Raw genomic sequence first — 24,421 nt, forward strand, 5'->3', positions numbered from 1 at the left:
CGCGAACTCGAGCGCGCCAGCGCTCCAGAATTACCGCAGGGCTTTGCGCACGCCCCCGATGAGCTGGTTGGTCAGCTGACGCAGGCCGAACTCGAGCACCTTCGCGGGCACGGGCAGCGACGGCTCGGACTCCATCGTGTACACCACGCGGGTGCCGCCCTCTGTGGTGTCGGCGAAGGTGATGGCGCCGACGTGGCGCTTGACCGGCGCGCCCTTGACGATCTTGTATTCCATCCGCTCGCCGGGAACCAGCGCGGTGATCTCCTCGGTGACGCCGAGCTTGCCGAAGCCGAGCACGTGCTGGGCGCCGACGCCGGTGGTCGGGTCGCCCGCTTTGACGAGCTTGACCTGGATCGGCAGGTACGGGCTGACGGCCTCACGCTCGGTGAAGAGGCGGTAGACGATGTCGCGAGGTGCGTCGAAAACCGTCTCGACGGTGCTGCGTGGCATGAATATGTCTCCTGTCCGAAATGTCTGTGACCCGGAGCATACGGGTAGTCGTCACCTGTGTGCCGACCGGCGCGCCTCCACCAAAGGTTGAGGGTTTGGCTTCATCATCGGCCTTATGAGGATGCCGGCGTTGTTGTCACGGAACACGGAAACGTTGCCCGGTGTCGCCGGGATCGCCCGGGTGGATCGCGATACCGGACGATTGCTGCGGCGGGTCGGTCCAGGGGACGTGGTCGTCCTCGACGAGACCGATCTGGACCGCCACACCGCCGACCGGTTGGTCGAGGCGGGGGTGCTCGCGGTGATCAACACCTCCCCATCGATTTCCGGGCGGTATCCCAATCTGGGTCCAGAAGTATTGGTGGCCAACGGGATTGTATTGATGGACACGGTGTCCTCCGACGCGTTCGGCAGAATCAAGGACGGGTCGAAGGTCCGCATCGACGGTGGCATCGTCTACGCCGACAAGCTCACCAAGAAGGAACCCGAGGTCCTGGTCGAGGGCATCGAATTCGACGAGTCGGCCATCGCCGATCGCATGATCGAGGCGCGCAACGGCCTCGCCGACCACCTCGACGCGTTCGCGGGCAACACCACCGAATTCGTCCGCACCGAGAGCGCGCTGCTGATCGACGGTGTCGGCGTGCCCGATATCGAGCTGGACATGCGCGACCGGCACGTGGTCGTGATCGCCGACGGCTCGGGCCATCTCGCGGAACTGCAGCGTCTCAAGCCGTTCATCAAGGAGTACGCGCCGATTCTGATCGGGGTCGGCAGCGGCGCGGATACCTTGCGCAAACTCAAGTACACGCCCGACCTGATCGTCGGCGATCCCGACGAGATCAGCACCGAGACCTTGAAATCGGGCGCCGAGATGATCCTGCCCGCCGACACCGACGGGCACGCCAAGGGGCTGGAGCGCATCCAGGATCTCGGTATCGGCGCCACCACGTTCCCGTCCTCTGGTTCGCCCACCGACCTCGCGTTGATGCTGGCCGACCATCACGGCGCGTCCCTGATCGTGCTGGCGGGCGCGCCTGCCTCGCTCGAGGATTTCTTCGACCGTGGTCGTCGCGACAGCAATCCGGCCACCTTCCTGACCAGGTTGAAGGTCGGTGCGAAGCTGGTCGACGCGAACGCGGTGTCGACGCTGTACCGGCATCGTTCCGCGGGTGCCGCGGTGGCGTTGGTGGTGCTGGCCGCGCTGGTGGCGATCGTGGTGGTGATCTTGGCCTCGCACAACGGCTCCGAGATGCTGGACTGGGCCATCGAGTACTGGAACAGCTTCGTCCTGTGGGTGCGTGGTCTGCTGTGATCTCGCTGCGTCAACACGCCATCTCGATCGCGGCGATCTTCCTCGCACTCGCGGTCGGGGTGGTGCTCGGTTCGCACACCCTCGCGGGCGGCATGATCTCGGGCTTGCGGTCGGACAAGACCGACCTGAACACCCAGGTGGACGAACTGGCTGCCCAGAACGCGCAACTCACCGCCCGCCTCGACTCCGCCGATCAGTTCATCGCGGGCTCGGCAGCCCGAATCCTGAGCGGCACGCTGGCCGACCGCACGGTTGTCGTCCTCACCACTCCCGACGCCGACCCCGCCGACATCGACGGCGTGAGCAAGTCCCTGCAAACAGCAGGCGCCACACTCACCGGCCGCGTAGCCCTCACCGAGTCCTTCGTCGACGCGGGGGAGGGCGACCGCATGCGCTCCACCCTGACCAACATCGTCCCCGCGGGTGCCCAACTGAACACCGGCGCGGTGGACCAGGGCAGCCTCGCAGGCGATCTGCTCGGCCTCGCGCTGCTCCAGGACCCCACGACGAACCAGCCTCGCAGCACTCCCCAGGAACTCGCCCTGATCCTCGAGACCCTCCGAGGCGGCGGCTTCCTCACCTATGGCGACACCCCGACCGGCCCCGCCCAACTCGCTGTCGTCGTCACCGGCAACGGTGTCGAATCCGACACCGGCCAGGGCGCGACTATCGCCCGCTTCACCGGCGCCCTCCGCGCCCGAGCGGCGGGTACCGTCCTCGCGGGCCGCGCGGGCGCCGCCGAAGGCAACGCCCCGATAGCCACCGTCCGATCCCAGACCCCCCTGGCCACAACGGTCACCACAGTCGACAACCTCGACCGCGAAACAGGCCGGGTAACAACAGCACTCGCCCTCACCGAACAACTCACCGGCGGCGCGGGCCGCTACGGAACAGGCACGTCAGCGACCTCACTGACTCTGGTAGCAATGCCCCGCTGAGTGAGAACCTCACCACCTTCCCGAGTCGAGTTCCCGCGCCTGGCGTCCCGACGAAACTCCTGATCTCGCGAGAACATGGGTAACTCGCCGGGCACGTCCAGCAGTCTCGAACCCCGCTCCGCAGGCCCGGCAGCCCAACACGCGGGCCCGCAAACGACCGGCAAAATACGCGGAGAGGCGGACTAGCGGTACAGTGGTGGTCCGTGGGTCATCAACGGAATCAGGCTAAAAGTGCCACCAAGCACATCTTCGTGAGCGGTGGCGTCGCCTCCTCATTGGGTAAGGGTCTCACCGCCTCCAGCCTCGGTCAGCTTCTGACCGCGCGCGGCATGCGGGTGACGATGCAGAAGCTCGACCCGTATCTCAATGTCGATCCGGGCACCATGAACCCGTTCCAGCACGGCGAGGTGTTCGTCACCGAGGACGGCGCGGAGACCGACCTGGACGTCGGTCACTACGAGCGCTTCCTCGATCGCGATCTGACGATGGACGCGAACGTGACCACCGGTCAGATCTATTCGACGGTGATCGCCAAGGAACGTCGCGGTGAGTATCTGGGCGATACGGTGCAGGTCATTCCGCACATCACCGACGAGATCAAGAGCCGCATCCTGGCGATGCAGGGTCCTGATCTCGAGGGGCATGTGCCGGATGTGGTGATCACCGAGATCGGTGGCACCGTCGGCGACATCGAGTCGCAGCCGTTCCTCGAGGCGGCCCGCCAGATCCGTCACGATGTGGGTCGCGACAATGTGTTCTTCCTGCATGTGTCGCTGGTGCCGTACCTGGCGCCCTCGGGTGAGCTCAAGACCAAGCCGACGCAGCACTCGGTGGCCGCGCTGCGCAATATCGGTATCCAGCCCGACGCGCTGATCCTGCGTTGCGACCGTGAGGTGCCGCAGGGTCTCAAGAACAAGATCGCGCTGATGTGCGACGTCGATGTGGAGGCGTGCATCTCCACGCCGGACGCGCCGTCGATCTACGACATCCCGAAGGTGCTGCACAGCGAGGGCCTCGATGCCTATGTGGTGCGCAAGCTCGGGCTGCCGTTCCGCGATGTGGACTGGAAGGTGTGGGGCGATCTGCTCGATCGCGTGCACAGCCCGCGCGAGACCGTCGAGGTCGCGCTGGTCGGCAAGTACGTCGATCTGCCGGACGCGTACCTGTCGGTGACCGAGGCGCTGCGCGCGGGTGGCTTCGCCCATCGCGCCAAGGTGAACATCCGCTGGGTACCCTCGGACGAGTGCGAGACCGAGGTCGGCGCACAGGCGGCGCTGCGTGATGTCGACGCAGTCCTGATCCCCGGTGGGTTCGGCATCCGTGGCATCGAGGGCAAGGTCGGGGCGATCGGCTACGCCCGCCACCGCGGCATCCCGCTGCTCGGGCTGTGCCTCGGTCTGCAGTGCGTGGTCATCGAGGCGGCGCGGTCGGTCGGCATCGCCGATGCCAACTCCGCGGAATTCGAGCCCGACACCGAGAACCCGGTCATCTCGACCATGGCCGATCAGGAAGACGTCGTCGCCGGTGAAGCCGATCTGGGTGGCACCATGCGCTTGGGCGCCTACCCCGCCACCCTGAAGAAGGGCTCGGTCGTCGCGCAGGCGTACGGCACCGAGAACGTGTCCGAGCGGCACCGGCACCGGTTCGAGGTGAACAACTCCTACCGCGACGCCATCGCCAAGAGCGGGTTGGTCTTCTCCGGTACCTCGCCGGACGGGCACCTGGTCGAGTTCGTCGAATACCCGGCTTCGGTGCATCCGTTCTTCGTCGCCACCCAGGCGCATCCGGAGCTCAAGAGCCGTCCGACCCGGCCGCATCCGCTGTTCGCGGCGCTGATCAGCGCCGCGTTGAAATACAAACTGGCCGAACGCCTTCCCGTAGACTTTCCGGAGGAAGAGCTCGCGGAGCAGCCCGCGCAAGCCTAGGAACATCGGCGATAGGAACGCATGAGCGAGCCCGGTAGTCACGACTTCGAGACGGTGTCGAGCCGGGTGCTCTACAGCGGCGCGATCCTGGCCCTGCGCCAGGATCAGGTCAGGATGCCGGACGGGCGGGTCGCCGAGCGCGAGGTCATCGAGCACCACGGTGCTGTCGCGGTGCTCGCGCTCGACGACGACGGCAATGTCGTGCTGATCCGTCAGTATCGGCATCCGATCGGCACCCGGTTGCTGGAACTGCCCGCCGGGCTGCTCGATATCGAGGGTGAGGACCCGCTCACCGCGGCCAAGCGCGAGCTGGCCGAGGAGACGGGCCTCGCCGCCGCGCAGTGGTCGGTGCTGGTGGATGTGGCGTTGTCGCCGGGCTTCACCGACGAGGCGCTTCGCGTGTTCTTCGCGACCGGTCTCAGCGTCACCGACCGGCCCGATCCCGAACACGAGGAAGCGGATCTGGAACTGGTGCGGATGCCGCTCGACGAGGCGGTGCGCGCCGCGCTGGCGGGCGAGATCGTGAACGCGACCGCGGTCGCGGGCGTGCTCGCCTACGCGGCGGCTCAGGCGAGCACGGCGCCGCTGCGCGCTCCCGACGCGCCGTGGCCCGGTCAACCGACGAAGTTCCTGCGGCGTAAGGCCGCCGATGCGCAGTCGGCGCCGGCTCACGGTAATCACGCGTGACCACAGCAGCGGCGCGCGCCTCGGCAGCCGAACCCGCGTACTAGACGGGCAGGGGCGTGCTCGAGCGGGAGATCGACGCCTACCTCGACCACCTCGCGGTCGAGCGCGGAGCCGCGCGCAACACCCTCGGCGCCTACCGTCGTGATCTGGCCCGCTACCGCAATTTCCTCACCGGACGCGGCGTCGAGAGCTTGAGCGCGGTGGCCCGAGGCGACGTCGCCGAATTCACCATGGCCTTGCGTTCCGGCGGCGCCGATCATCCTGCCCTGGCAGCCGGTTCGGTGGCCAGGGCATTGATCGCGGTCCGCGGACTACACCGCTTCGCCGCCGCCGAAGGAATCACCGACACCGATGTGGCGCATGCGGTGAAACCACCCGCGCCCGGGCGCCGGCTGCCCAAAGCGTTGCCCTACGACCAGGTTCTGCGACTTCTCGAGTCGGCGGGCGGTGAATCGGAGGGCTCCGACGGGGGACCGCGCGGACTGCGCGACCGGGCCCTGCTGGAATTGCTCTACTCCACAGGCGCGCGGATCTCGGAAATGGTCGGGCTCGACGTCGACGACATCGATGCCGAGCAACGCTGTGTGGTGCTGCACGGCAAGGGCGGAAAACAGCGCCTCGTGCCGGTCGGCCGTCCGGCCCTGGCTGCCGTCGACGCGTACCTGGTGCGTGGTCGCCCCACCCTCGCCGCGAGCGGAAAAGGTTCCGGCGGAGCGCTTTTCCTCAACGCTCGCGGCGGCAGACTGTCACGGCAGAGCGCATGGCAGGTATTGCAGACTGCCGCCGAACGGGCCGGGATCGGGGCGACGGTCTCACCGCACACCCTGCGTCATTCCTTCGCCACCCACCTGCTCGACGGTGGCGCCGATGTGCGGGTGGTGCAGGAACTGCTCGGCCACGCTTCGGTGACCACGACCCAGATCTACACCCTCGTCACGGTGAGCACCCTGCGTGAAGTGTGGGCCACCGCCCATCCCCGTGCCACGTGAACCATCACCTCCGATACGCGCTGAGCAGGTATCGTGCGAACACGCCCGGCGTTGCCATGCTGTACCTCACCGGTCCGAGCGGTAGCGTCTACCCCAGAGTCAGACCGTACGAAAGCGAGCCGGTCCCGTATCGGCCTCGCTACCCTCGACAGGGGTTACCGGCAAGGAAAACGTATAAGGAGCAGCGGATCGTGACGACAGCGGAAACACCGTGGGACGGTGGACCGGAAGAGGTCGCCGAGGCCGTCGAGATGGGCCCGACAGGCCGCCCGCTGCGACTGGTACCCGATCCACCCCAGGTCCAGCGACATGGCGACGCACTCGTCGTCGCCATGTGCAATCAGAAGGGCGGGGTCGGAAAAACCACCTCGACCATCAATCTCGGTGCGGCACTGGCCGAATACGGCCGCAGGGTGCTGCTCGTCGACCTCGACCCGCAGGGCGCGCTCTCGGCCGGGCTCGGAGTCGCGCACCACGATCTCGATCTCACCGTGCACGACTTGCTGATCGGCGGCAAGGCCAAGGTCGATGACGTGCTGCAGACCACCAAGGTCGACGGCATGGATCTGTTGCCGAGCAACATCGACCTGTCGGCCGCGGAGATCCAGTTGGTCAACGAGGTCGGCCGCGAACAGTCGCTCGGCCGTGCCCTGCACAGCGTGCGCGATCGCTACGACTACATCCTCATCGACTGCCAGCCCTCGCTCGGCCTGCTCACGGTCAACGCGCTGGCCTGCTCCGACGGCGTGATCATTCCGATGGAATGCGAGTACTTCTCGCTGCGCGGCCTCGCCCTGCTCAACGACACCGTCGAGAAGGTGCGCGACCGCCTCAACCCGCGGCTGAGCCTCTACGGCATCGTGGTCACCATGTTCGATGCGCGCCTGCTGCATTCGCGTCAGGTGATGTCGCGCGTGGTCGAGGTGTTCGGCGATCTCGTCTACGACACCGCCATCTCGCGTACCGTGCGCTTCCCCGATGCCAGCGTCGCCGGGGAGCCGATCACCACCTGGTCGCCGAAATCAGGCGGCGCCGAGTCGTATCGAGCGATGGCCCGTGAAGTCATCCACCGGTCTGGCCGGTGATCGGAGCTACACCTGCGGTGCAAGCAGTACCCGAAGACGCGGTGCCGGCCGAGGAGAAAACCGGTTTTCATCTGCGGCTCACTAATTTCGAGGGGCCGTTCGATCTACTGCTGACGCTGATCAGCTCGCGCAAACTCGATGTCACCGAAGTCGCGCTTCATCAGGTCACCGACGAATTCATCGCCTACACCAAGGCATTGACCGCCGAACTGGCCGGCAATACCAAGCTGCGCGCGGACAAGATTCTCGATCAGACCACCGAATTCCTCGTCGTCGCCGCGACTTTGCTCGACCTCAAGGCGGCGCGGCTGCTGCCCTCGGGCGAGATGACCGACGCCGACGACCTGGAACTGCTCGATGCTCGCGACCTGCTGTTCGCGCGACTACTGCAATATCGCGCGTTCAAGCAGGTGGCAGAGCTGCTCGCCGAGCTGGAAGCCGCGGCGCTGCGCCGGTATCCGCGCTCGGTGGCGCTCGAGGAACAGTTCGAAGGACTGTTGCCCGAGGTCACCCTCGGCGTGGATATCGCCGCGTTCGCCGAGATCGCCGCGGCGGCATTTCGGCCACGCCCGATCGCCGAAGTCGGGCTCGGGCATCTGCACATGCACACCATCTCGGTCGCCGAACAGGCCGAGCTGGTGCTGGCCATCTTGAAGCAACGCGGTCCGGGCGGCTGGACGACCTTCGCCGAATTGGTGGTCGACTGCACAGTCCCGGTGGAAATCGTGGCGAGATTTCTGGCGTTGCTCGAGCTGTACCGGGGCAAAACCATCGCGTTCGACCAACCGGATCCGCTCGGGCCCCTCGCGGTGAGCTGGCTCGGTGAGCTGGATCCCGACGCCGAGGCCGCGGCGTTGACTTTCGAGGAGGACTACGGATGACAGAGGCAGTGGTGGAATTCACCTCTGAGCCACTCGACGACCTCGAAGTGCGCTCGGCGCTCGAGGCGATGTTGCTCGTCGTCGACGCCCCCGCGCCGACAGAACAGCTGGCAGCGGCCCTGGACGACACCACCGAGCGCATCGAAACCGTGCTCCGCGCGATGGCGGCCGAACTGACCGAACGGGGCAGTGGCATCGACCTGCGTTTCGTCGGTGACGGATGGCGCTTCTATACTCGACAGGAGTACGCGCCCTATGTCGAGCGTGTACTGCTCGATGGGGCCCGGACGAAACTGACCCGGGCCGCCTTGGAAACCTTGGCGGTGGTCGCCTACCGCCAGCCGGTGACTCGCATGCGGGTCAGCGCGGTCCGAGGAGTGAACGTCGACGGAGTGATGCGCACGCTGCTGGCCAGAGGCCTGATCGCGGAAGCAGGTCAGGACCCCGAAACCAACGGCACGTTGTACCGCACCACCGAGTTGTTCCTCGAACGGATCGGGCTCGCCTCTCTCGGCGACCTGCCACTGCTGGCGCCGCTGCTTCCCGGCGTCGATCTGATCGACGAGATCAGCGAGAGCCTGGAAACCGATCCGCGGTTCACCAGGCTGAAGAAAACCGCCGAGTCCGACATGGATCTCGGCACCGACGATTGACAGTCACCAAGCTGAACAAACCCGCCGAGTCCGACAGGGATCCCGGCACTGACGATTGACAGGACAGATGAATAATTCCGCTCGCCGAGATGGCACACCGGATCGAAGAAATCGCAGCGACCAGCCCCGAAGTGGCGCGAATCGAACCGCGGGTAACCGTGGCGACAGTGCGCGCACCGGGCAGGGTGGCTCTCGCGCAGCGGCTCCCAGCCGGCGCGGCACCGGCGCGGGTGGCTTCCAGCGCGGTAATCAGACAGCCGCCCGGTCCGCGGGCAGCTTCCAGCGTGACGCGGAGTCCGGCGGCCGCCGTGGCACCTCGACCGGGGGTGGCTACCAGCGCGACGATCGTCGCGGCGGCCCCGCCGGCGGTGACCGTCGCGGCAGTTCGCCCGGTGGCTACCAGCGTGATGATCGTCGTGGCGCCCCGGCCGGTGGTGACCGTCGTGGCCCGTCTGCCGGTGGTTACCAGCGTGACGACCGTCGTAGCACCGGTGCTTCCAGCGGTGGCGGTTACCCGCGTGGTGACGCCGACCGCGAACAGCGTGGCGGCACGGCTGGTCAGCGCAGCGGCGCTTCGGCCGGCTCCCAAGCCTTCGCGGCGCGCAAGAAGACCTCCTCGAAGCCGCAGAAGAAGGTCGTCGCTCCGACGATCCTGAACAACGCCAAGCCCGCGCGTCACCAGCACGCCGAGGTCACCGAGGGCCCCAAGAAGCTCCCGTGGGGCGAAGGCGAACGCCTGCAGAAGGTCCTCGCCAAGGCGGGTGTGGCTTCGCGTCGCGCCGCCGAGGAGATGATCGCCGCCGGTCGCGTCGAGGTCGACGGCAAGATCGTGCGTGAGCAGGGTCTGCGCATCGACGCCGAGAACGCGGTGGTGCGCGTCGACGGCACCCGTGTCGTGGTGCGCGACGAACTGGTGCACCTGGTGCTGAACAAGCCCAAGGGCTGGCAGTCCACCATGTCCGACGATCTGGGGCGCCCCTGCGTCGGCGATATCATCGCCGAGCGGATCGCCGCTGGTCAGCGCCTGTTCCACGTCGGCCGTCTGGACGCCGACACCGAGGGCCTGCTGCTGGTCACCAATGACGGCGAGATGGCGCATCGACTGATGCACCCCTCGTTCGAGGTGCCCAAGACCTACCTGGCCACCGTCGACGGCGAGGTGAACTACCGCCTGGTCGGTAAGCGCCTGCGCGAAGGCGTCGAGCTCGAGGACGGGCCGGCCAAGGTCGACAAGTTCATGGTGCTCGAGGCCTACCAGGGCCGGTCGCTGGTGAAGCTCGTGTTGCACGAGGGCCGCAAACACATCGTGCGTAGGCTGCTCGACGAGGTCGGCCACCCGGTGATCCGGCTGGTGCGCACCCACCTCGGCCCGGTGGCACTGGGTGACCAGCGCCCCGGCACGCTGCGGGTGCTCGGCCGCGACGAGATCGGCAAACTCTACGAGGCGGTGCAGCTGTGAACGGTGTGGACTTTCCCTTGGAGTTCGAGAGCGACCGGATGACCGGTGACGCGACGCTCATCGTCGCGATGGACGGCCCCTCCGGTACCGGCAAGTCCAGTGTGTCGCGTCGCCTGGCGGCGCGCCTGGGCGCCCGCTACCTCGACACCGGTGCCATGTACCGGGTCGCGACCCTGCGCGTGCTGCGTGCGGGCGTCGAGTTGACCGATGCGGCCGCGATCGCGGAAACCGTTGCGGCACTGCCGCTTTCGATCGGCACCGATCCCAGCCACGAGGTCGTCGAACTCGACGGCGAGGACGTCTCGCAGGAGATCCGCGGCGACGCCGTCACCAAGGCCGTCTCGGCGGTTTCCGCGGTGGCGCCGGTGCGCGAGCAGCTCGTGGCCCTGCAGCGCGAGATCGCCGCGATGTCAGGGCGCATCGTGGTCGAGGGCCGCGATATCGGCACCGTCGTGCTCACCGGCGCCGATGCCAAGATCTATCTCACCGCCTCCGCGGAGGCACGCGCCGAGCGGCGCAATGCTCAGAACATCCGCGAGGGCCGCGGCGACGATTACGCGGCCGTGCTGGCCGACGTGCAGCGCCGCGACACCCTCGACTCCACCCGCACAGTGTCGCCCTTGCGCCCCGCCGCCGACGCGGTGCTCGTCGACACCAGCGACCTGACGATGGCACAGACCATCGAGGAGCTGTATCGCGTGGTGGCTCAGCAGCTTTCGGCCACGACAGGAGGTCCGCGATGATCGAAGAGATTCTCGTAGGCGACGGAACCTGGACCGACGAGTCCGAATGGGACGTTCTCGATATCGATGCGGACGGCGAAGGCGAACAGCACATCGCGATGCCGACGCTTGCGGTGGTCGGGCGCCCCAATGTGGGCAAGTCGACCCTGGTCAACCGCATTCTCGGCCGACGCGAAGCGGTCGTCGAAGACGTTCCCGGCGTCACCCGTGACCGCATTTCGTACGAGGCCAACTGGGCCGGGCGCCGCTTCATGGTGCAGGACACCGGCGGGTGGGAACCCGACGCCAAGGGTCTGCAGCAGCACGTCGCTCGCCAGGCCGAGGTGGCGATGGAGACCGCCGACGCGATCCTGCTCGTCGTCGACGCCACCGTCGGCGCGACCACGACCGACGAGGCCGCGGTGCGCAAGCTGCGCCGCTCCAAGATCCCGGTGATCCTCGTGGCCAACAAGGTCGACGACCAGAAGGTCGAGCTCGAGGCGGCCACGCTGTGGTCGCTGGGTCTCGGCGAGCCGCGCATGGTCTCGGCCGCCCACGGCCGCGGCACCGGCGACCTGCTCGACGACGTGCTCGGCGCGTTGCCCGAGACCCCGCGCGAAGGCACCGCTGTGGCGGGCCCGCGTCGCGTGGCGCTGGTCGGCAAGCCGAACGTCGGCAAGTCCAGCCTGCTCAACAAGCTGGCGGGCGACGAGCGTTCGGTGGTCCACGATGTCGCGGGCACCACCGTCGACCCGGTCGACTCGCTGGTCGAGTTGGGTGGCAAGACCTGGAAGTTCGTCGACACCGCCGGACTGCGCCGCAAGGTCTCCAATGCCACCGGTACCGAGTTCTACGCGTCGCTGCGCACGAAGTCGGCGCTGGAGGCCTCCGAGGTCGCGATCATGCTGATCGACGCCTCGGTACCGATGACCGAGCAGGATCTGCGCGTGATCAGCCTGGTCGCCGAGTCCGGTCGCGCGCTGGTGCTGGCGTTCAACAAGTGGGACCTGGTCGACGAGGACCGCCGCTACATGCTCGAGCGCGAGATCGATCGAGATCTGGTGCGCGTGCCGTGGGCCCAGCGGGTCAACATCTCCGCCCACACCGGCCGCGCCGTGGCCAAACTGGTGCCGCAGATGGAAACCGCGCTCGAGTCCTGGGACAAGCGCATCTCCACCGGTCGCCTCAACACCTGGCTCAAGGAAGTCATCGCGGCCACCCCGCCGCCGATGCGTGGCGGCCGTCAGCCCCGCGTCATGTTCGCCACCCAGGCGAGCACTCGCCCGCCGACGTTCGTGCTGTTCACCACCGGGTTCCTCGAGGCAGGCTACCGCCGCTTCCTGGAGCGCCGTCTGCGTGAGGAGTTCGGTTTCGACGGTTCGCCGGTGCGCATCTCGGTGCGCGTGCGCGAGAAGAAGGAACGCAAGAAGTAATTCGAGAGATTCACGATCGGCCCCGGCGAATATTGCCGGGGCCCTTCGCTTTTCAGGCGTCGAGTACGCGGTCGAGGAGGTGGTCGACCAATTGTGATGCACGCGAGGCATAGTCGTCGTTGGTGAGCATTCCCTGCGCCAGTCCGCCGACCGCGAGCAGGATCACCTCGGCATCGGCGATGATCGACTTCTCATCGGCATCGGGACCGCGCAGTTGCCGCAGCTGCGTCGCGACCGCATCCACGATGTAGTTGGGCGCTCCCGCGGTGTCGGCGGATTCGACATCGGGCCCGGTGAGCGTCGCCGCGTGGAAGATACCGAGAACGACCGCGTTGTGCCGACTGGCTTCATCGAGGGGCAGGATCGAGAGCAGAATCGTGCGGACGATGTCACGCGGGCCGGGCTCGGGTCCCAGGCTCGCGAACCCGGCGGCGACCCGGGCGCCGGAATCCGCGACGACCGCGCGATGCGTGGCGAGCAGAAACTCCCTTTTGGTGCCGAAGTAGTACTGCACCGATCGGACAGACACCCCGGCTTCGGCGGCGACGGATTGGAACGTCGCGCCTTCGAGCCCGCCCCGGACGATGACCCGGCGCACCGCATCGGTGATCGACCTGCGCCGCTCCTCGTGATCGGCCAATCGTGGCATCGCGACTCCTTCTGTCCGGGCGAGTTTTCATGGTACGCCCATATCACCTTTGTGGTACGTTGATATCACCAACGAGTTGAAGGGGCGGACATGGCCAAGATCGGGCGGTTCAAGAACGACAAGGCGCGCGAGGAGTATCTGCGGAACTATCGAGAACTGGAGAAGCAGTGGACGGTACCGTCGACCCTGCTCGAGGTCTCCACTTCTTTCGGGTCCACCCGTGTCCGCAAAGCTGGCGCGGGAGAAGGCGTCCCGATCGTGCTCATGCACTCACTCGGCGCCAACAGCTTGTCCTGGAACCATGTCATCGAGGATTTCGCTCGTGACCGCGTCGTCCTGATGCCCGAGATGATCGGCGTGCCCGGTCTGAGCGTGCAGACCGCACCGATCGACGAAAATGGCTTCGGTACCTGGTTCGGCGAGGTTCTCGACGGGCTCGGCGTCGACCGGGTCCACCTGGTCGGTTACTCGCAGGGCGGGTGGCAGGCGATGGCGATCGCCACCACAGCGCAGCCTCGGCTGGTGAGTCTGACCCTGCTCGAGCCGGGTGGCACGCTGACGAAGATCAAGTGGAGCCTGCTGTGGACGATGATCAGAGTCGGTGCCCGGCCCACCGACAAGAACCTGCGTGCGATGAACGCACGGCTCAACCCCGGCGTCACGTTGACCGATGCGGAATTCGACGGGGTGAAGGCAGCGCTGGGGTATGCCCCCTCGATCGGCTACCCGAAGATGTTCACCGACGAACGGTTGGCCACGATCACCACGCCGACGCTGCTACTGCTCGGGTCGGAGTCGTTGGTGGTCGACTCGCAGCTCGCTGAACAACGCCTGCGCGACAACGTGCCCACCTGCGAAGTCGAGATCTTCCGCGGGGCCGGGCACGGCCTCTTCCACGAGATTCCGAAGCCGGTGACTGCCCGCATTCTCGGCTTCACCCGCCGCTACGAGCCGACGGACGCCCGCCGCGGCGAGTAGTCGACGCCGCTCGCCGTTGCCGTTCAGATGCCACCACGCCGCGCCCGCGATCACCGCGAAGAACGTGACCGCGGGCCTGATAATCGCCTGAGAACAACCAATTGGTGGACACCTTGGCAATGTCGGGCACGTTGATAGCGATAAGAGGTCCTCTGTGGCCTCCGCGAGGGAGTGTGTCATGAGTCTTGTCGGAACCCTGGTCGGTTACGCGCTGACCGTGTTCTTGGTGCTGTTGATCGCCCGGATGGTGGTGGACTGGATCGATGCGCTCGGCAACGGTCCACAGTGGGCACGCAAGGCGCGGGAGGTGACCCACGCCGCCACCGAGCCGGTCATTGCCCCGGTGCGAAAAGTGTTGAAGCCGATACGCATCGGCGACTTCTCCCTCGACCTGGCCTTCACCGCGGTATTCATCGCAGTCCTGATCCTGCGCGCGGTGGCTTTCAGCCTGTAGTCACCGAGAGGCCGGCGAGCGGGACCAGAGACTGCTCGGCATCGGGGAGGCATTGTTCGATCACCTGCGGACGTGCGCTGCAGCGTTCACTTTCCAACGGCGGACGGTGTTCATCGTGTCGAAGATGGACTGGATCGTCGGGGTGCTCGCCCATTTCCTGGGCGAGGTTCGGCCGCAGTTCGATGTCGGCGCGCATCTTACATTTGATGTCTCTCCCTACGCATCGCTTCCGTAGATTCGCGAGTCTTCTGCTGGATACGCCAGGACTGGCGAAGGAATTCAATGAACCCATCTGCAAGCTTTTGGTCCTCGGAAGTACCCTCCTGGTAGGCATAGACTGCACCAGATCCGCGCTTAAAGAAATACACTTTATAACCTTGGTGATGACCGAAGAAAAACCGGCCATCCAACGTTAACCCCTTGCCAGAGACATCTTCGGCCGCCTCTATGGCATCGAGCATTCGTGGAAAGAATAGGTCAGTTCCTCTAAAGAGCGTGCCAGCCTTCTTTCCCATATATTCAAGAAACGCCTGATACTCATCAGGGATAGGGAAGCCTTCGGGTGCAACGGAGTGGACCTGTGCGATCTCTGCTGAGTCGCACCCTATGATCGAGTCGCTCGTGGCAAATCCGGACGCTATCAACTCGCGACCAAAGGTCTCTATGTCTTGGTTACTCTCGTCACGCGCCATAGGTTACCTTCACTTTTACTCCAGGATATTTCTTCACGCCCGTCTACGATCAACTGCCGTGTCATGCCACGGCGGATGGGGAACCGACGACCAGTGGCACCTCTGCTTCAACCGGCGACGCCCTTTTGTTTCGATCGAGGAACTGAAAGATACTCATCGTCTCAGCCTGCTATTCATCGACCGCGGCGGCGCACTCGAAGTTGCTCCTACCGGACGACGCGGTTCACCGCGGTATTCATCGCCGTCCTGATCCTGCGCGCGGTGGCTTTCAGCCTGTAGTCACCGATGAGTGCCCGGGCGCGCTGTCTACGGACAGGCCGGCGAGCAGGACCAGGGACTGCTCGGCATCGGAGCCCGGCTCGGCGTGATAGACGACGAGCGTCTGCCCTGGCACCCCGTTGACCGCGAATGTCTCGTAGGACAATGCGAGCTCGCCCACCAGCGGATGGGTGAATCGCTTCTGCCCGGCGGTTTTCGCACGGACTTCGTGCTTGGCCCACAGGCGGCGGAAGTCCTCGCTCTTCAACGACAGTTCGCCGACCAGTTCCGTCAGGCGCGGGTCGTCGAGGTCGGTGCCCGCGCTGACCCGCAGCCCGGCCACGGTCTCCGCGGCGATCTTCGGCCAGTCCGGAAAAATATTGCGTGCCTCGGGATCCAGGAACACCATTCTGACCTGATTGACTCCCGGCGCCGAACAGGAATTCAGCGCGACGGCCAGCGGCGTCGCGGCCAAGACATCCATATGCCGCCCGAGCACCAGCGCCGGCGTGTCCGACCAGGTGCGCATCAGACGCAACAGGCTCGGCGTGACTCGTTCCGGTCTTCTCGTCGCGCGGGTGCGTCGCGGTGCCGGACGCGCCAACTCCCGCAGATGGGCGGCGCCGTCGTCGTCGAGAGAGAACACCCTGGCCAACGCCGCCACGATCTGATCGGACGGATGCCTGTCGCGACCTTGCTCGAGCCGGATGTAGTAATCGGCGCTCATCCCGGCCAGCATGGCCACCTCCTCGCGCCGCAGTCCGGCGACTCGGCGCTGACCGCCCCCGGCCATCCCGAACTCTTCGGGGCTGACCTGCTGGCGGCGGGCCCGCAGGAACGCACCGAGACGATTGTCGGAATCCATGGCTTCGAGGGTAGGCCGACCCCGCGGTTGCTGGGTGGCCCCCCATTACCAGGAAGTTTCCGACCTGGCACGCCCGGGGGACCGAGACGAACGTGGTGACCATGACAAACAACAACATCGAAGGCCGGGTCGCCGTCGTGACCGGAGCATCCAGTGGCATCGGTGCCGCGACCGCACGTCGGCTGGCGGCCGACGGCGTGAAGGTCGCGCTGCTCGGGCGGCTCAAGGATCGGCTGGAGGAGCTCGCCCACAGTATCGGCGCGAACACGCTCGCGGTGACCGTCGACGTGAGCGCGCGGCAGTCGGTCCTCGACGCCGCGGCCGAGGTGCGGGCCGCGTTCGGCCCCGTCGATCTGGTCATCGCGAACGCGGGCGTCATGCTCGGCGCGCCGTTCGAGCACGCCGAGATCGACGAGTGGGACCAGATGGTGGGGACGAATATCAACGGATTGCTCTATACCGGAAGAGCTTTCATCGATGACCTACTCGCCGCCGCGGACGCCGGTCGGCGCGCTGATCTGGTGCTGGTCGGTTCAATCGGCGGCCATGTCGCGTTCCCGAACTACGGCGTCTACTGCGCCACCAAGGCAGCGGTGGCCCATCTGACCCGCACGTTGCGCACCGAGTTCGGCCCACGCGGGGTTCGGGTCAAAAATGTCGAACCCGGATTCGTCGGCACCGAACTCGGTGCCGGAATGCGCGACGACAACCGGCGCGCTGAGCTCGATGCATGGCGCAACGACTTGGAAGTCCTTCTCCCCGAGGACATCGCCGACGCTGTCACTTTCGCCGTCTCGGCGCCACGACGGGTGAATGTGGCCGAACTCGTCGTCGTCCCCACCGAGCAGGGATGACCTGGACTCCGCTGGTGGAGGTTCACGGCTGATCGGGGGCACCCTCCACCCGCCACCGCGTCAGCACCGCGCGCACGCAGGATGCGTCGGTGAGCGCGTCGACCGTGTCGGTGAGGGCGGATTCCCTGGCGCGGTGGGTGAGCACGATCAGGTGGGCGGCGTCGTTGTGGTGCTCCTGACGGACCCGCTCGATGCTCACCCCGTGGTCGGCGAAGATCGAGGCGACCTGGGCCAACGCGCCGACATGGTCGGTGACGCGCAGGTTCAGGTAGTAGCGGGTCGGGGTGTCGCCGAGGGGACTCACGGGGAGTTCGGCGTAGTAGGAGGCGCGGGGTGCGCGGCCGCCGTTGACGCGATTGCGCGCGGCGGTGACCAGGTCACCGAGCAGAGCTGACGCGGTGGCGGTCGGGGAGTCGCGGCCGGTGAACATCAGCCGTCCGGCGCTGTCGGCTTCGACGGTCACCGCGCTGAACGGTGCGTCCACCTGGGCGAGCGGGTGGGCCTCCGGGAGCAGCGCGGGGTGCACGCGTACCGAAATACTCTCCTTGCCACCGGCTTCGGGGCCGGGTCGCTCACTGATCCTGGTGCAGACGGTGAGTGGCCGCAGCCGCAGGGACAGCGCGGCCGCGGCGGCGAGGTCGTGCGGGTCGGCCGTGCCGAACTCCTCGAAATGAACGTCGGTGACGTCCACGCGGGTGTGGAAGGCGAGCGTCGCCAGGATCGCCGCCTGCGCCACCGCGTTGGTCCCGTCGGTGGGGAAGACCGCGAGCACCTGCCGCACCCGATCACCCGACAGCGATTGAGTCAGCGGCCGGACCACGGGTACGCCGCCGGTCACCGCCGCCTCGAAGAACAGATCGGCCCTGAATTCCTCAGCGGCCGAAGCCAACCGGGGCCCGTGCTCGGCGACCAGCGCCGTGTTCGCGGTGATCACCGACCGTCCCGCCCGCAGCGCGTCGAGCACGGCAGGCGCCGAGGCGACAGTCTCGGTCGCGTCGATGACGAGCTCGGCATCGGACATCGCACCGAGCACCAGTCGCGTTCCGGCCCGCTCGCTCAGATCGTCGACGGTGTCGCGAATGATCCGCACTGCCTCCGTGGCGAGTGGGCCGGTGCCGAGAACAGCGATGTGCTGATGGGTCATAGGAATTCGCCTAACGCCGAGACTGCCGAACCGGGAGCCGACACAGCGCGCGCCACCCCCTGCCCGCCAGTATCGCGGCCGAAACCATTCGGCCGCAGCCATTTTCGTTTCCGAATTGGTACGGCCGTGCCCGGATTGCCTGGATACTCGAAGGGTCACCCGCGGATCGCACGCGGGCGAGCAGGGGAGAGGACTTCGTAGATGGCCCTGGTTGTGCAGAAATTCGGCGGTTCGTCGGTAGCCACCGCGGAGCGGATCCGGCGGGTTGCCGAACGGATCGTGGAGACGAAGAAGCAGGGGCACGATGTCGTGGTGGTCTGTTCGGCGATGGGCGACACCACCGATGAGCTCCTCGAATTGGCGGGGCAGATCGCCTCGGCGCCGGAACCACGTGAGCTGGACATGCTGCTCACGGCCGGGGAGCGGATCTCGAATGCCTTGGTAGCCATGGCTATTCACGCACTCGGCGCGGACGCCAGATCGTTGACCGGCTCCCAAGCCGGCGTGATCACCACCGGCGCGCACGGTCGCGCCAAGATCATCGATGTCGATCCGGGGCGGGTGCGCCGCGCCCTCGACGACGGTGAAGTGGTGTTGGTCGCCGGGTTCCAGGGCGTGAGCCAGGACAACCACGATGTGACCACCCTCGGCCGCGGTGGCTCCGACACCACCGCTGTCGCGCTGGCCGCGGCGTTGCATGCCGATGTGTGCGAGATCTATACCGATGTCGACGGGGTCTTCACCGCCGACCCGCGCATCGTGGCCGACGCCCAGAAACTCGACCAGATCTCCTACGAGGAGATGCTGGAAATGGCTGCCTGCGGTTCGAAGGTTCTCATGCTGCGTTGCGTCGAATACGCGCGCCGCTACCAGGTGCCCGTGCACGTGCGCTCGTCCTACACCGACACGATCGGCACCACCGTCTTCGGTTCGATGGCCGACATCCCCGCCGACCAGGCCGTGCTCACCGGCGTCGCGCACGATCGCAACGAGGCCAAGGTCACCGTCGTCGGCCTGCCCGACGAACCCGGCTACGCGGCGAAGGTGTTCCGCGCGGTCGCCGATGCCGAGATCGGCATCGACATGGTCGTGCAGAACACCGGTACCGGTCGCACCGACATCACCTTCACCCTGCCCGCCGCCGACGGCGCGCGTGCGGTCGCCCTGCTGCGCGAGCGCCGCGCCGAGATCGGCTTCGCCGATGTCCGCTACGACGACCGCGTCGGCAAGGTCTCGCTGATCGGCGCGGGTATGCGCAACAATCCGGGCGTCACCGCCTCCTTCTGCGAGGCGCTGGCCGAGGCGAACATCAACCTCGACCTGATCGCCACCTCGGAGATCCGCATCTCCGTGCTGGTCCGCGACACCGACCTCGACGACGCCGTGCGCATCCTGCACCGGGCCTTCGACCTCGGCGGTGCGGAAGTCGCCGTGGTGCACGGTGGAACGGGCAGATGAGCCTTGTTGACGTCACACCCGAGCCGGTAGTAATTTACCAATGAGTAAATTACCGAATCGGAGGGTTCGTTGAGTACCAAGTTGACCACCTTCACCAGGGCAGGACTCGAGTTCGACGTCGTCGACTCCGGCCCACCCGACGGCCCCGTCATCGTTGCGCTGCACGGCTTTCCGCAAACCGCCACCTCCCTGCAGCCGCTCACCGCCTTGCTCAACGCCCGCGGCTACCGCACCATCGTCCCGAACCAGCGCGGCTATTCACCGGGCGCCCGTCCGGCGGGCCGCATGGCCTACCGTGTGCACGAACTCGTCGACGACGTGGTCGCGTTGATCGACGACATCGACCGTGGTCCGGTGCATCTGGTCGGACACGACTGGGGCGCGATGGTCGCCTGGTCGGTGGCCGCGGCCCGCCCCGAACTCGTTCGCACGCTGGTGACCGTGTCGGTGCCGCATCCTGGCGCCTTCACCCGCTCGATGATCAGCAGCGATCAGCTGCTTCGCTCGTACTACATGGCGTTGTTCCAGCTGCCGGTGCTCCCGGAGCGCTTCATCCGCGCACGTCCTGCCGTCTTCGATCAGATCTTGGCCAGATCCGGCATGTCCGCCGACGCGATCGCCCGCGTGCATACCGAGATCATCGATGCGGGCGCGCTCACCACCGCGTTGAACTGGTATCGGGCCCTGGCGATCACCACACCGCGCGCCGTGACGGCGCGCGTCAGCGTGCCGGTGACGCATGTGTGGAGCACCGGCGACGTGGGGCTGACCCGCCGCGGCGCCGAGCTGACCGGCGGATTCGTCACCGGTGACTACCGCCTTGCCGTGCTCGACGGCTCGCACTGGCTGCCGGAGGAGCGCCCGGACGAACTCGCCGCGCTGGTCATCGACCGGATCGAGTCGCTGCGGGGCTGAGGTCTCAACCGATCGGCGAAGAAGCCAACGGCCGCAACGCTTCCACGGTCGCCGGGATCAACGGCGCGCGCCGCAATGCCGCGCGGGCGGCCAGTTGCTCGATGATCCGCCCGCGTACCCCCGGCCATTCGTCGTGCAGGATCGAATAGAACGCGGTGTCTCGCACTTCGCCGTCGAGCCCACGCGAATGTGCCCGTCGCACACCGTCACTCACCGCACCGAGGCGTTCGATCGCCGCCCGGGAGCGCAGGTTGCGGGCGTCGGCGCGCAGGGTCACCCGCCGCACGCCCCAGCTGTCGAAGGCGTGGGCCAACAGCATCAGCTTGGAGTCGAGATTGACCTGACCGCCCCGCACCGCCGGGGTGAGCCAGGTATTGCCGATCTCCACCGCGTCGGGGATCGCTCCGCCCGGCAACGCGGTGACCGGTTCGGCCGACAACGGCCAGGTCAGCGGCCCCTGCCAGTAGTCGATCCGGGTGAATCGGGTCGCCCCGACTACGCACTCGTCGGCGACGGTGACGATCGCGAAGGCCAGCGCCGTGCCTGCCAGCTGTGCCGCCTCGGCCTGGAAGACATAGGTGCGTGCCTCCTGTTCGCCGTGCGGGACGACAGTGAACCCGGCCGGTCCGTCGAGCGCGGCGGCCGCGGCGATCAGTCCGGGTACGTGGTGGGGTGCGAGAGGTTCCAGCCGTGCGATGCGGCCGTGGAGGATAACGGGTGCGGGCATGGTGACCGGCGTCCCTTCGTCTGAGAGGGTCGCCGACAGCGCGAGGCGTGGATCTCACGCGGCACGCGATTTCGGCGAAGCGACACGAACGATCCAGCAGCATCGAAAAAACTAGATGCAAGATAGCCGACGCGAAGCGTTCGCTAGTTCGAACCCACGCGGATGTCGCGGCCGGAAAGTTTCGGGTTGCGATGATCGGTCTACCGCGGGTCGATGCCCCCTTCGGCGGTGCTGAGGGCGCGCCGTGGCCCAGGGGGGAGACGTCTCGTGTCACGGCCCGGTTTCTGCGCGACATAGCGACCGAAGCGGTTCGGGGCGTGTGGGTTCGGGGCGCGTGTCGCACTCGTTGATCGGACTTCGTCACGGTGCCGTGTCGAAGGGCTCGTGGACGTACCAACTGGATCGCGGTGCGAGTCAGGGCTCGTTTTCCCACGTCAGGGCCGTAACGGTTCGATAAATGACACGCGTGTCGGCTTCTTGAGCAAATGTCCAGTTCAATGGGAGTTTCGCCAGTTCCAACCCGTGTTCTTCGGATATGTAACGCGCGTTATCCCCTCGTGTCGCACAATTGTTCGATGTGATGCAGATCACACCTCCTATTCTCTGCCCTGCCCAGCTGGCAAGCTCGTAATTGCTGAACGTTAACCGTTCGTGATCATCAACCGGATCGACGCCGATTCTCGGTCACGAACGGCCCGCAGTCCGCCGCGGCGCGACGGTCATCGAAAGATCCGATACGGATCGTCTACCGGCCGTATCGGGACGGCTGTCCGGAAGGGGCCTAGTTGATATGAGCAGCTACTACTTCGACTCGAACAGCAATCTTCCAGTTACTGAACGAAGTCGCCGCCTCGCCGCGACCTCGGCCGTCGAATCGTCCATCGCCCCGCTGGCGACGCCCGGGTTGATCCTCGGCCTGATCCTGCTCGGTCTGGGTGTGGCCGGCCTGCTGCGCCTCGGTGATTGGGTGGGCAATTACGGGTCCGTCCTGGTCGTGTTGGCCTATCTCCTCTATATGGCCGCGGCGGTGAGCCTGGCGCTCTGGGGTGCGGTCAGCGTCTGGTCGCTGCATCGGCGATAGCCCAGCGGTGGGCCGTGCGTGAATCGGGCAAAAGCGACACTCGCTGGTTACGGTTCGACCGATGGATGGTGTCGGATGGCTACGCGGTGCGTATTGTGGAATCTGGCAAATGTCGAGCATTTCGGTCGCCGGCGATTCCGATAAAAGCGTGTTGATCGGGGAATGTTATCCACCGCAGGGGGTGGGATAACATTCCCCGATCGTCACTTACCTCTCGTCGCCGACGAAATGTGCGTGGATTTCGAGCTGTTGCCGAGCTTCCGAGCTCGATAAGGTGCAGGAATTGACCTACTCCATCCGGCGGAGGTGTGGACATGCCCGATTCCTCTCGTGGATCCACCGATAAGGAGCCGGAGCGGCTCGGCGCCATCATGAATCGGTCCGAGAAGGTGGTCGTTTCCCCGGTCACCGAACCGCCGGTCGATTCCACGCCCGACTCGCCCGAACGGGTCGCGATGCGGGCCGAGATCAAGAAGTTCGTGCTCACCGTCGTCGTCATCGCCGCGCTCGGCGGCGCGCTGTTCGGCTACGACACCGGCGTCATCTCCGGCGTGCTGGTCTACCTGACACCCGACTTCGCGCTCAGTCAGACCCAGGTCGGCGTCATCACGAGTTCGCTGCTCATCGGCGCCGCGATCGGCTCGATCACCGGCGGCTGGATGGCCGACCGGTGGGGCAGACGGATGACGCTGCTGTTCGCAGGCGCCCTGTTCTTCGTCGGTGCGCTCGCCCAGGCGCTCGCACCTGATGCCACGGTCATGATCATCACCCGCCTGGTCCTCGGCGTCGCCGTCGGTACCGCCTCGCTGGTGGTGCCCATGTACGTCTCCGAGATCTCCCCGCCGACCTATCGCGGGCGCCTGGTCTCGATGAACTCGCTGATGATCGCCAGCGGACAGTTGCTGGCCTACATCGTCAACGCACTGCTCGCCCCGACCGGGAACTGGCGGCTCATGCTCGCGATGGCGGCCATTCCCGCCGCGGCGCTCGTGATCGGCATGTATTTCATGCCGGATTCGCCGCGGTGGTACTTGAAGCAGGGCCGCACCGCTGATGCGAAGAAGGTGCTCGAGCAGTCCTACTACCCCGAGAACGTCGAGCCGACGATCGCCGAGATCGAACAGTCCGAAGCCGCTGACGAGGCGGTCAGGGACAGTTTGAGCGACCAGTTGCGCAAACCGAAGGTGCGCGCGCTGTTCTACACCGGCGTCGGATTGGCCTTGATTCAGCAATTCGTCGGCGTCAATACCGTCATCTACTACGCGCCGTCCACTCTCGCCCAAGCTGGCATGGGCGACAACGCGGCGATCACCTCCTCGATCGGCATCGGTGTCGGCGCGGTGATCGGCGTGATGCTCGGCATGAGCCTGGTCGACAAGATCGGCAGGCGCCCGCCGATGTTCATCGGGCTGGGAATCATGGTCGTCGCGTTGGTCGGTATGGGTCTGATGGAAGGACTCACGCAGAGCACCGCCACCGGCTACGTGTTGGTGACATTGATGATCGTCTACGTCTGTGCGTTCCAGCTCGGCGTGGGTGTGCCCACCTGGTTGCTGATCTCGGAGATCTTCCCCGCCCCGATCCGCGCCACCGCGATGAGTATCTGCACCTTTCTCATCTGGATGGGAAACTTCACCGTCTCCCTGATTTTCCCGCCGCTGGGCGAACTGTGGGGCGCCTCGACGATGTTCTTCCTCTTCGCTGTCGTCTCCGCGATCTCGCTGGTGTTCTGCTATCGCCGGGTGCCCGAGACCATGGGCGAGTCCCTCGACGACATCACCAACGAAGCGGAGAGCTGAAAGGGCCTAC

General features: G+C 66.3%; 25 protein-coding genes. 18 read left to right on the plus strand and 7 right to left on the minus strand.

Annotated elements, in window-relative coordinates; all coding sequences use genetic code 11:
• Positions 1-30: 30 nt before the first annotated feature.
• A complete protein-coding gene (locus tag OHS03_RS05615; protein ID WP_056822863.1) occupies positions 31-450 on the minus strand; it encodes an SRPBCC family protein in 420 nt (139 codons plus the stop codon).
• A 115-nt stretch (positions 451-565) separates the two neighbouring features.
• Here OHS03_RS05615 and steA point away from each other — a divergent pair, with 115 nt between their 5' ends.
• The 11 genes from steA to der all read left to right on the plus strand — a co-directional run bounded on the left by steA (position 566) and on the right by der (position 12,537).
• Entirely contained in the window at positions 566-1,765 is a 1,200-nt protein-coding gene (gene steA, locus OHS03_RS05620; RefSeq protein WP_063005342.1) for a putative cytokinetic ring protein SteA, read from the plus strand.
• Positions 1,762-2,703 (plus strand): copper transporter, encoded by a 942-nt coding sequence (locus tag OHS03_RS05625; protein WP_328664097.1) that lies wholly within the window; start codon positions 1,762-1,764, stop codon positions 2,701-2,703. The genes steA and OHS03_RS05625 overlap by 4 nt, the downstream gene beginning before the upstream one ends.
• A gap of 203 nt (positions 2,704-2,906) precedes the next feature.
• Entirely contained in the window at positions 2,907-4,628 is a 1,722-nt protein-coding gene (gene pyrG / locus OHS03_RS05630; protein ID WP_082844127.1) for a CTP synthase, read from the plus strand.
• A gap of 21 nt (positions 4,629-4,649) precedes the next feature.
• Positions 4,650-5,315, plus strand: a complete 666-nt coding sequence (locus tag OHS03_RS05635; RefSeq protein WP_328661306.1) for an NUDIX domain-containing protein — start codon at positions 4,650-4,652, stop codon at positions 5,313-5,315.
• Between the two features lie 56 nt (positions 5,316-5,371).
• Positions 5,372-6,304: a site-specific tyrosine recombinase XerD gene (gene xerD, locus OHS03_RS05640; RefSeq protein WP_056822918.1), complete on the plus strand. Its 933-nt coding sequence runs from the start codon at positions 5,372-5,374 to the stop codon at positions 6,302-6,304.
• Positions 6,305-6,555: 251 nt separating this feature from the next.
• Entirely contained in the window at positions 6,556-7,389 is an 834-nt protein-coding gene (locus OHS03_RS05645; RefSeq protein WP_131816759.1) for a ParA family protein, read from the plus strand.
• On the plus strand, positions 7,386-8,270 hold the full coding sequence (locus tag OHS03_RS05650; protein ID WP_371852114.1) for a segregation and condensation protein A: 885 nt from the start codon (positions 7,386-7,388) through the stop codon (positions 8,268-8,270). Before OHS03_RS05645 ends, OHS03_RS05650 begins: the two co-directional genes overlap by 4 nt.
• Entirely contained in the window at positions 8,267-8,923 is a 657-nt protein-coding gene (gene scpB / locus OHS03_RS05655; protein ID WP_328661308.1) for an SMC-Scp complex subunit ScpB, read from the plus strand. Before OHS03_RS05650 ends, scpB begins: the two co-directional genes overlap by 4 nt.
• A 67-nt stretch (positions 8,924-8,990) precedes the next feature.
• Positions 8,991-10,382 carry a pseudouridine synthase gene (locus OHS03_RS05660; RefSeq protein WP_328661309.1) on the plus strand — a complete coding sequence of 464 codons (1,392 nt, stop codon included), beginning with the start codon at positions 8,991-8,993 and terminating at the stop codon, positions 10,380-10,382.
• A 38-nt stretch (positions 10,383-10,420) separates the two neighbouring features.
• Positions 10,421-11,125 carry a (d)CMP kinase gene (gene cmk, locus OHS03_RS05665; protein WP_328664100.1) on the plus strand — a complete coding sequence of 235 codons (705 nt, stop codon included), beginning with the start codon at positions 10,421-10,423 and terminating at the stop codon, positions 11,123-11,125.
• Positions 11,122-12,537, plus strand: coding sequence for a ribosome biogenesis GTPase Der (gene der / locus OHS03_RS05670; RefSeq protein ID WP_328661312.1), 1,416 nt, complete (start codon positions 11,122-11,124; stop codon positions 12,535-12,537). The genes cmk and der overlap by 4 nt, the downstream gene beginning before the upstream one ends.
• A 52-nt stretch (positions 12,538-12,589) precedes the next feature.
• Here the strand turns inward: der and OHS03_RS05675 are convergent, their stop codons facing one another.
• On the minus strand, positions 12,590-13,186 hold the full coding sequence (locus OHS03_RS05675; RefSeq protein ID WP_328661314.1) for a TetR/AcrR family transcriptional regulator: 597 nt from the start codon (positions 13,184-13,186) through the stop codon (positions 12,590-12,592).
• A 90-nt stretch (positions 13,187-13,276) separates the two neighbouring features.
• Between OHS03_RS05675 and OHS03_RS05680 the strand changes: the two genes are divergently transcribed.
• Together OHS03_RS05680 and OHS03_RS05685 are read left to right on the plus strand one after the other, a co-directional pair.
• The gene (locus OHS03_RS05680; protein WP_328661315.1) at positions 13,277-14,164 is read left to right on the plus strand and encodes an alpha/beta fold hydrolase; all 888 of its coding nucleotides are present in this window, start codon (positions 13,277-13,279) and stop codon (positions 14,162-14,164) included.
• Positions 14,165-14,342: 178 nt separating this feature from the next.
• On the plus strand, positions 14,343-14,618 hold the full coding sequence (locus OHS03_RS05685; RefSeq protein WP_056822932.1) for a YggT family protein: 276 nt from the start codon (positions 14,343-14,345) through the stop codon (positions 14,616-14,618).
• Here the strand turns inward: OHS03_RS05685 and OHS03_RS05690 are convergent.
• The 3 genes from OHS03_RS05690 to OHS03_RS05700 all read right to left on the minus strand — a co-directional run bounded on the left by OHS03_RS05690 (position 14,608) and on the right by OHS03_RS05700 (position 16,433).
• Entirely contained in the window at positions 14,608-14,814 is a 207-nt protein-coding gene (locus OHS03_RS05690) for a hypothetical protein (protein ID WP_328661317.1), read from the minus strand. The genes OHS03_RS05685 and OHS03_RS05690 overlap by 11 nt on opposite strands.
• Position 14,815: 1 nt before the next feature.
• Positions 14,816-15,310: an SMI1/KNR4 family protein gene (locus OHS03_RS05695; protein WP_328661318.1), complete on the minus strand. Its 495-nt coding sequence runs from the start codon at positions 15,308-15,310 to the stop codon at positions 14,816-14,818.
• Between the two features lie 268 nt (positions 15,311-15,578).
• Entirely contained in the window at positions 15,579-16,433 is an 855-nt protein-coding gene (locus tag OHS03_RS05700; protein ID WP_328661321.1) for a helix-turn-helix transcriptional regulator, read from the minus strand.
• A 101-nt stretch (positions 16,434-16,534) separates the two neighbouring features.
• Here OHS03_RS05700 and OHS03_RS05705 point away from each other — a divergent pair, with 101 nt between their 5' ends.
• The gene (locus tag OHS03_RS05705) at positions 16,535-17,287 is read left to right on the plus strand and encodes an SDR family oxidoreductase (RefSeq protein WP_328661323.1); all 753 of its coding nucleotides are present in this window, start codon (positions 16,535-16,537) and stop codon (positions 17,285-17,287) included.
• 22 nt (positions 17,288-17,309) lie between these two features.
• On the opposite strand, the gene OHS03_RS05710 is transcribed toward OHS03_RS05705, so the two are convergent.
• Positions 17,310-18,431: an ACT domain-containing protein gene (locus tag OHS03_RS05710; RefSeq protein ID WP_328661325.1), complete on the minus strand. Its 1,122-nt coding sequence runs from the start codon at positions 18,429-18,431 to the stop codon at positions 17,310-17,312.
• A gap of 201 nt (positions 18,432-18,632) precedes the next feature.
• Between OHS03_RS05710 and OHS03_RS05715 the strand changes: the two genes are divergently transcribed.
• Both OHS03_RS05715 and OHS03_RS05720 read left to right on the plus strand, forming a co-directional pair.
• Entirely contained in the window at positions 18,633-19,889 is a 1,257-nt protein-coding gene (locus tag OHS03_RS05715) for an aspartate kinase (protein WP_056822945.1), read from the plus strand.
• A 69-nt stretch (positions 19,890-19,958) separates the two neighbouring features.
• Positions 19,959-20,804 (plus strand): alpha/beta fold hydrolase, encoded by an 846-nt coding sequence (locus tag OHS03_RS05720; protein ID WP_328661327.1) that lies wholly within the window; start codon positions 19,959-19,961, stop codon positions 20,802-20,804.
• A 4-nt stretch (positions 20,805-20,808) separates the two neighbouring features.
• On the opposite strand, the gene OHS03_RS05725 is transcribed toward OHS03_RS05720, so the two are convergent.
• The gene (locus tag OHS03_RS05725; protein ID WP_056822950.1) at positions 20,809-21,531 is read right to left on the minus strand and encodes a GNAT family N-acetyltransferase; all 723 of its coding nucleotides are present in this window, start codon (positions 21,529-21,531) and stop codon (positions 20,809-20,811) included.
• Between the two features lie 790 nt (positions 21,532-22,321).
• Between OHS03_RS05725 and OHS03_RS05730 the strand changes: the two genes are divergently transcribed.
• On the plus strand, positions 22,322-22,612 hold the full coding sequence (locus tag OHS03_RS05730; RefSeq protein ID WP_328661329.1) for a hypothetical protein: 291 nt from the start codon (positions 22,322-22,324) through the stop codon (positions 22,610-22,612).
• A gap of 314 nt (positions 22,613-22,926) precedes the next feature.
• Complete coding sequence (locus OHS03_RS05735) at positions 22,927-24,411, plus strand: sugar porter family MFS transporter (protein WP_328661331.1); 1,485 nt, start codon at positions 22,927-22,929, stop codon at positions 24,409-24,411.
• Positions 24,412-24,421: the final 10 nt, after the last annotated feature.

It is taken from the genome of Nocardia salmonicida, from assembly GCF_036142455.1.
GTDB lineage: Bacteria > Actinomycetota > Actinomycetes > Mycobacteriales > Mycobacteriaceae > Nocardia > Nocardia salmonicida.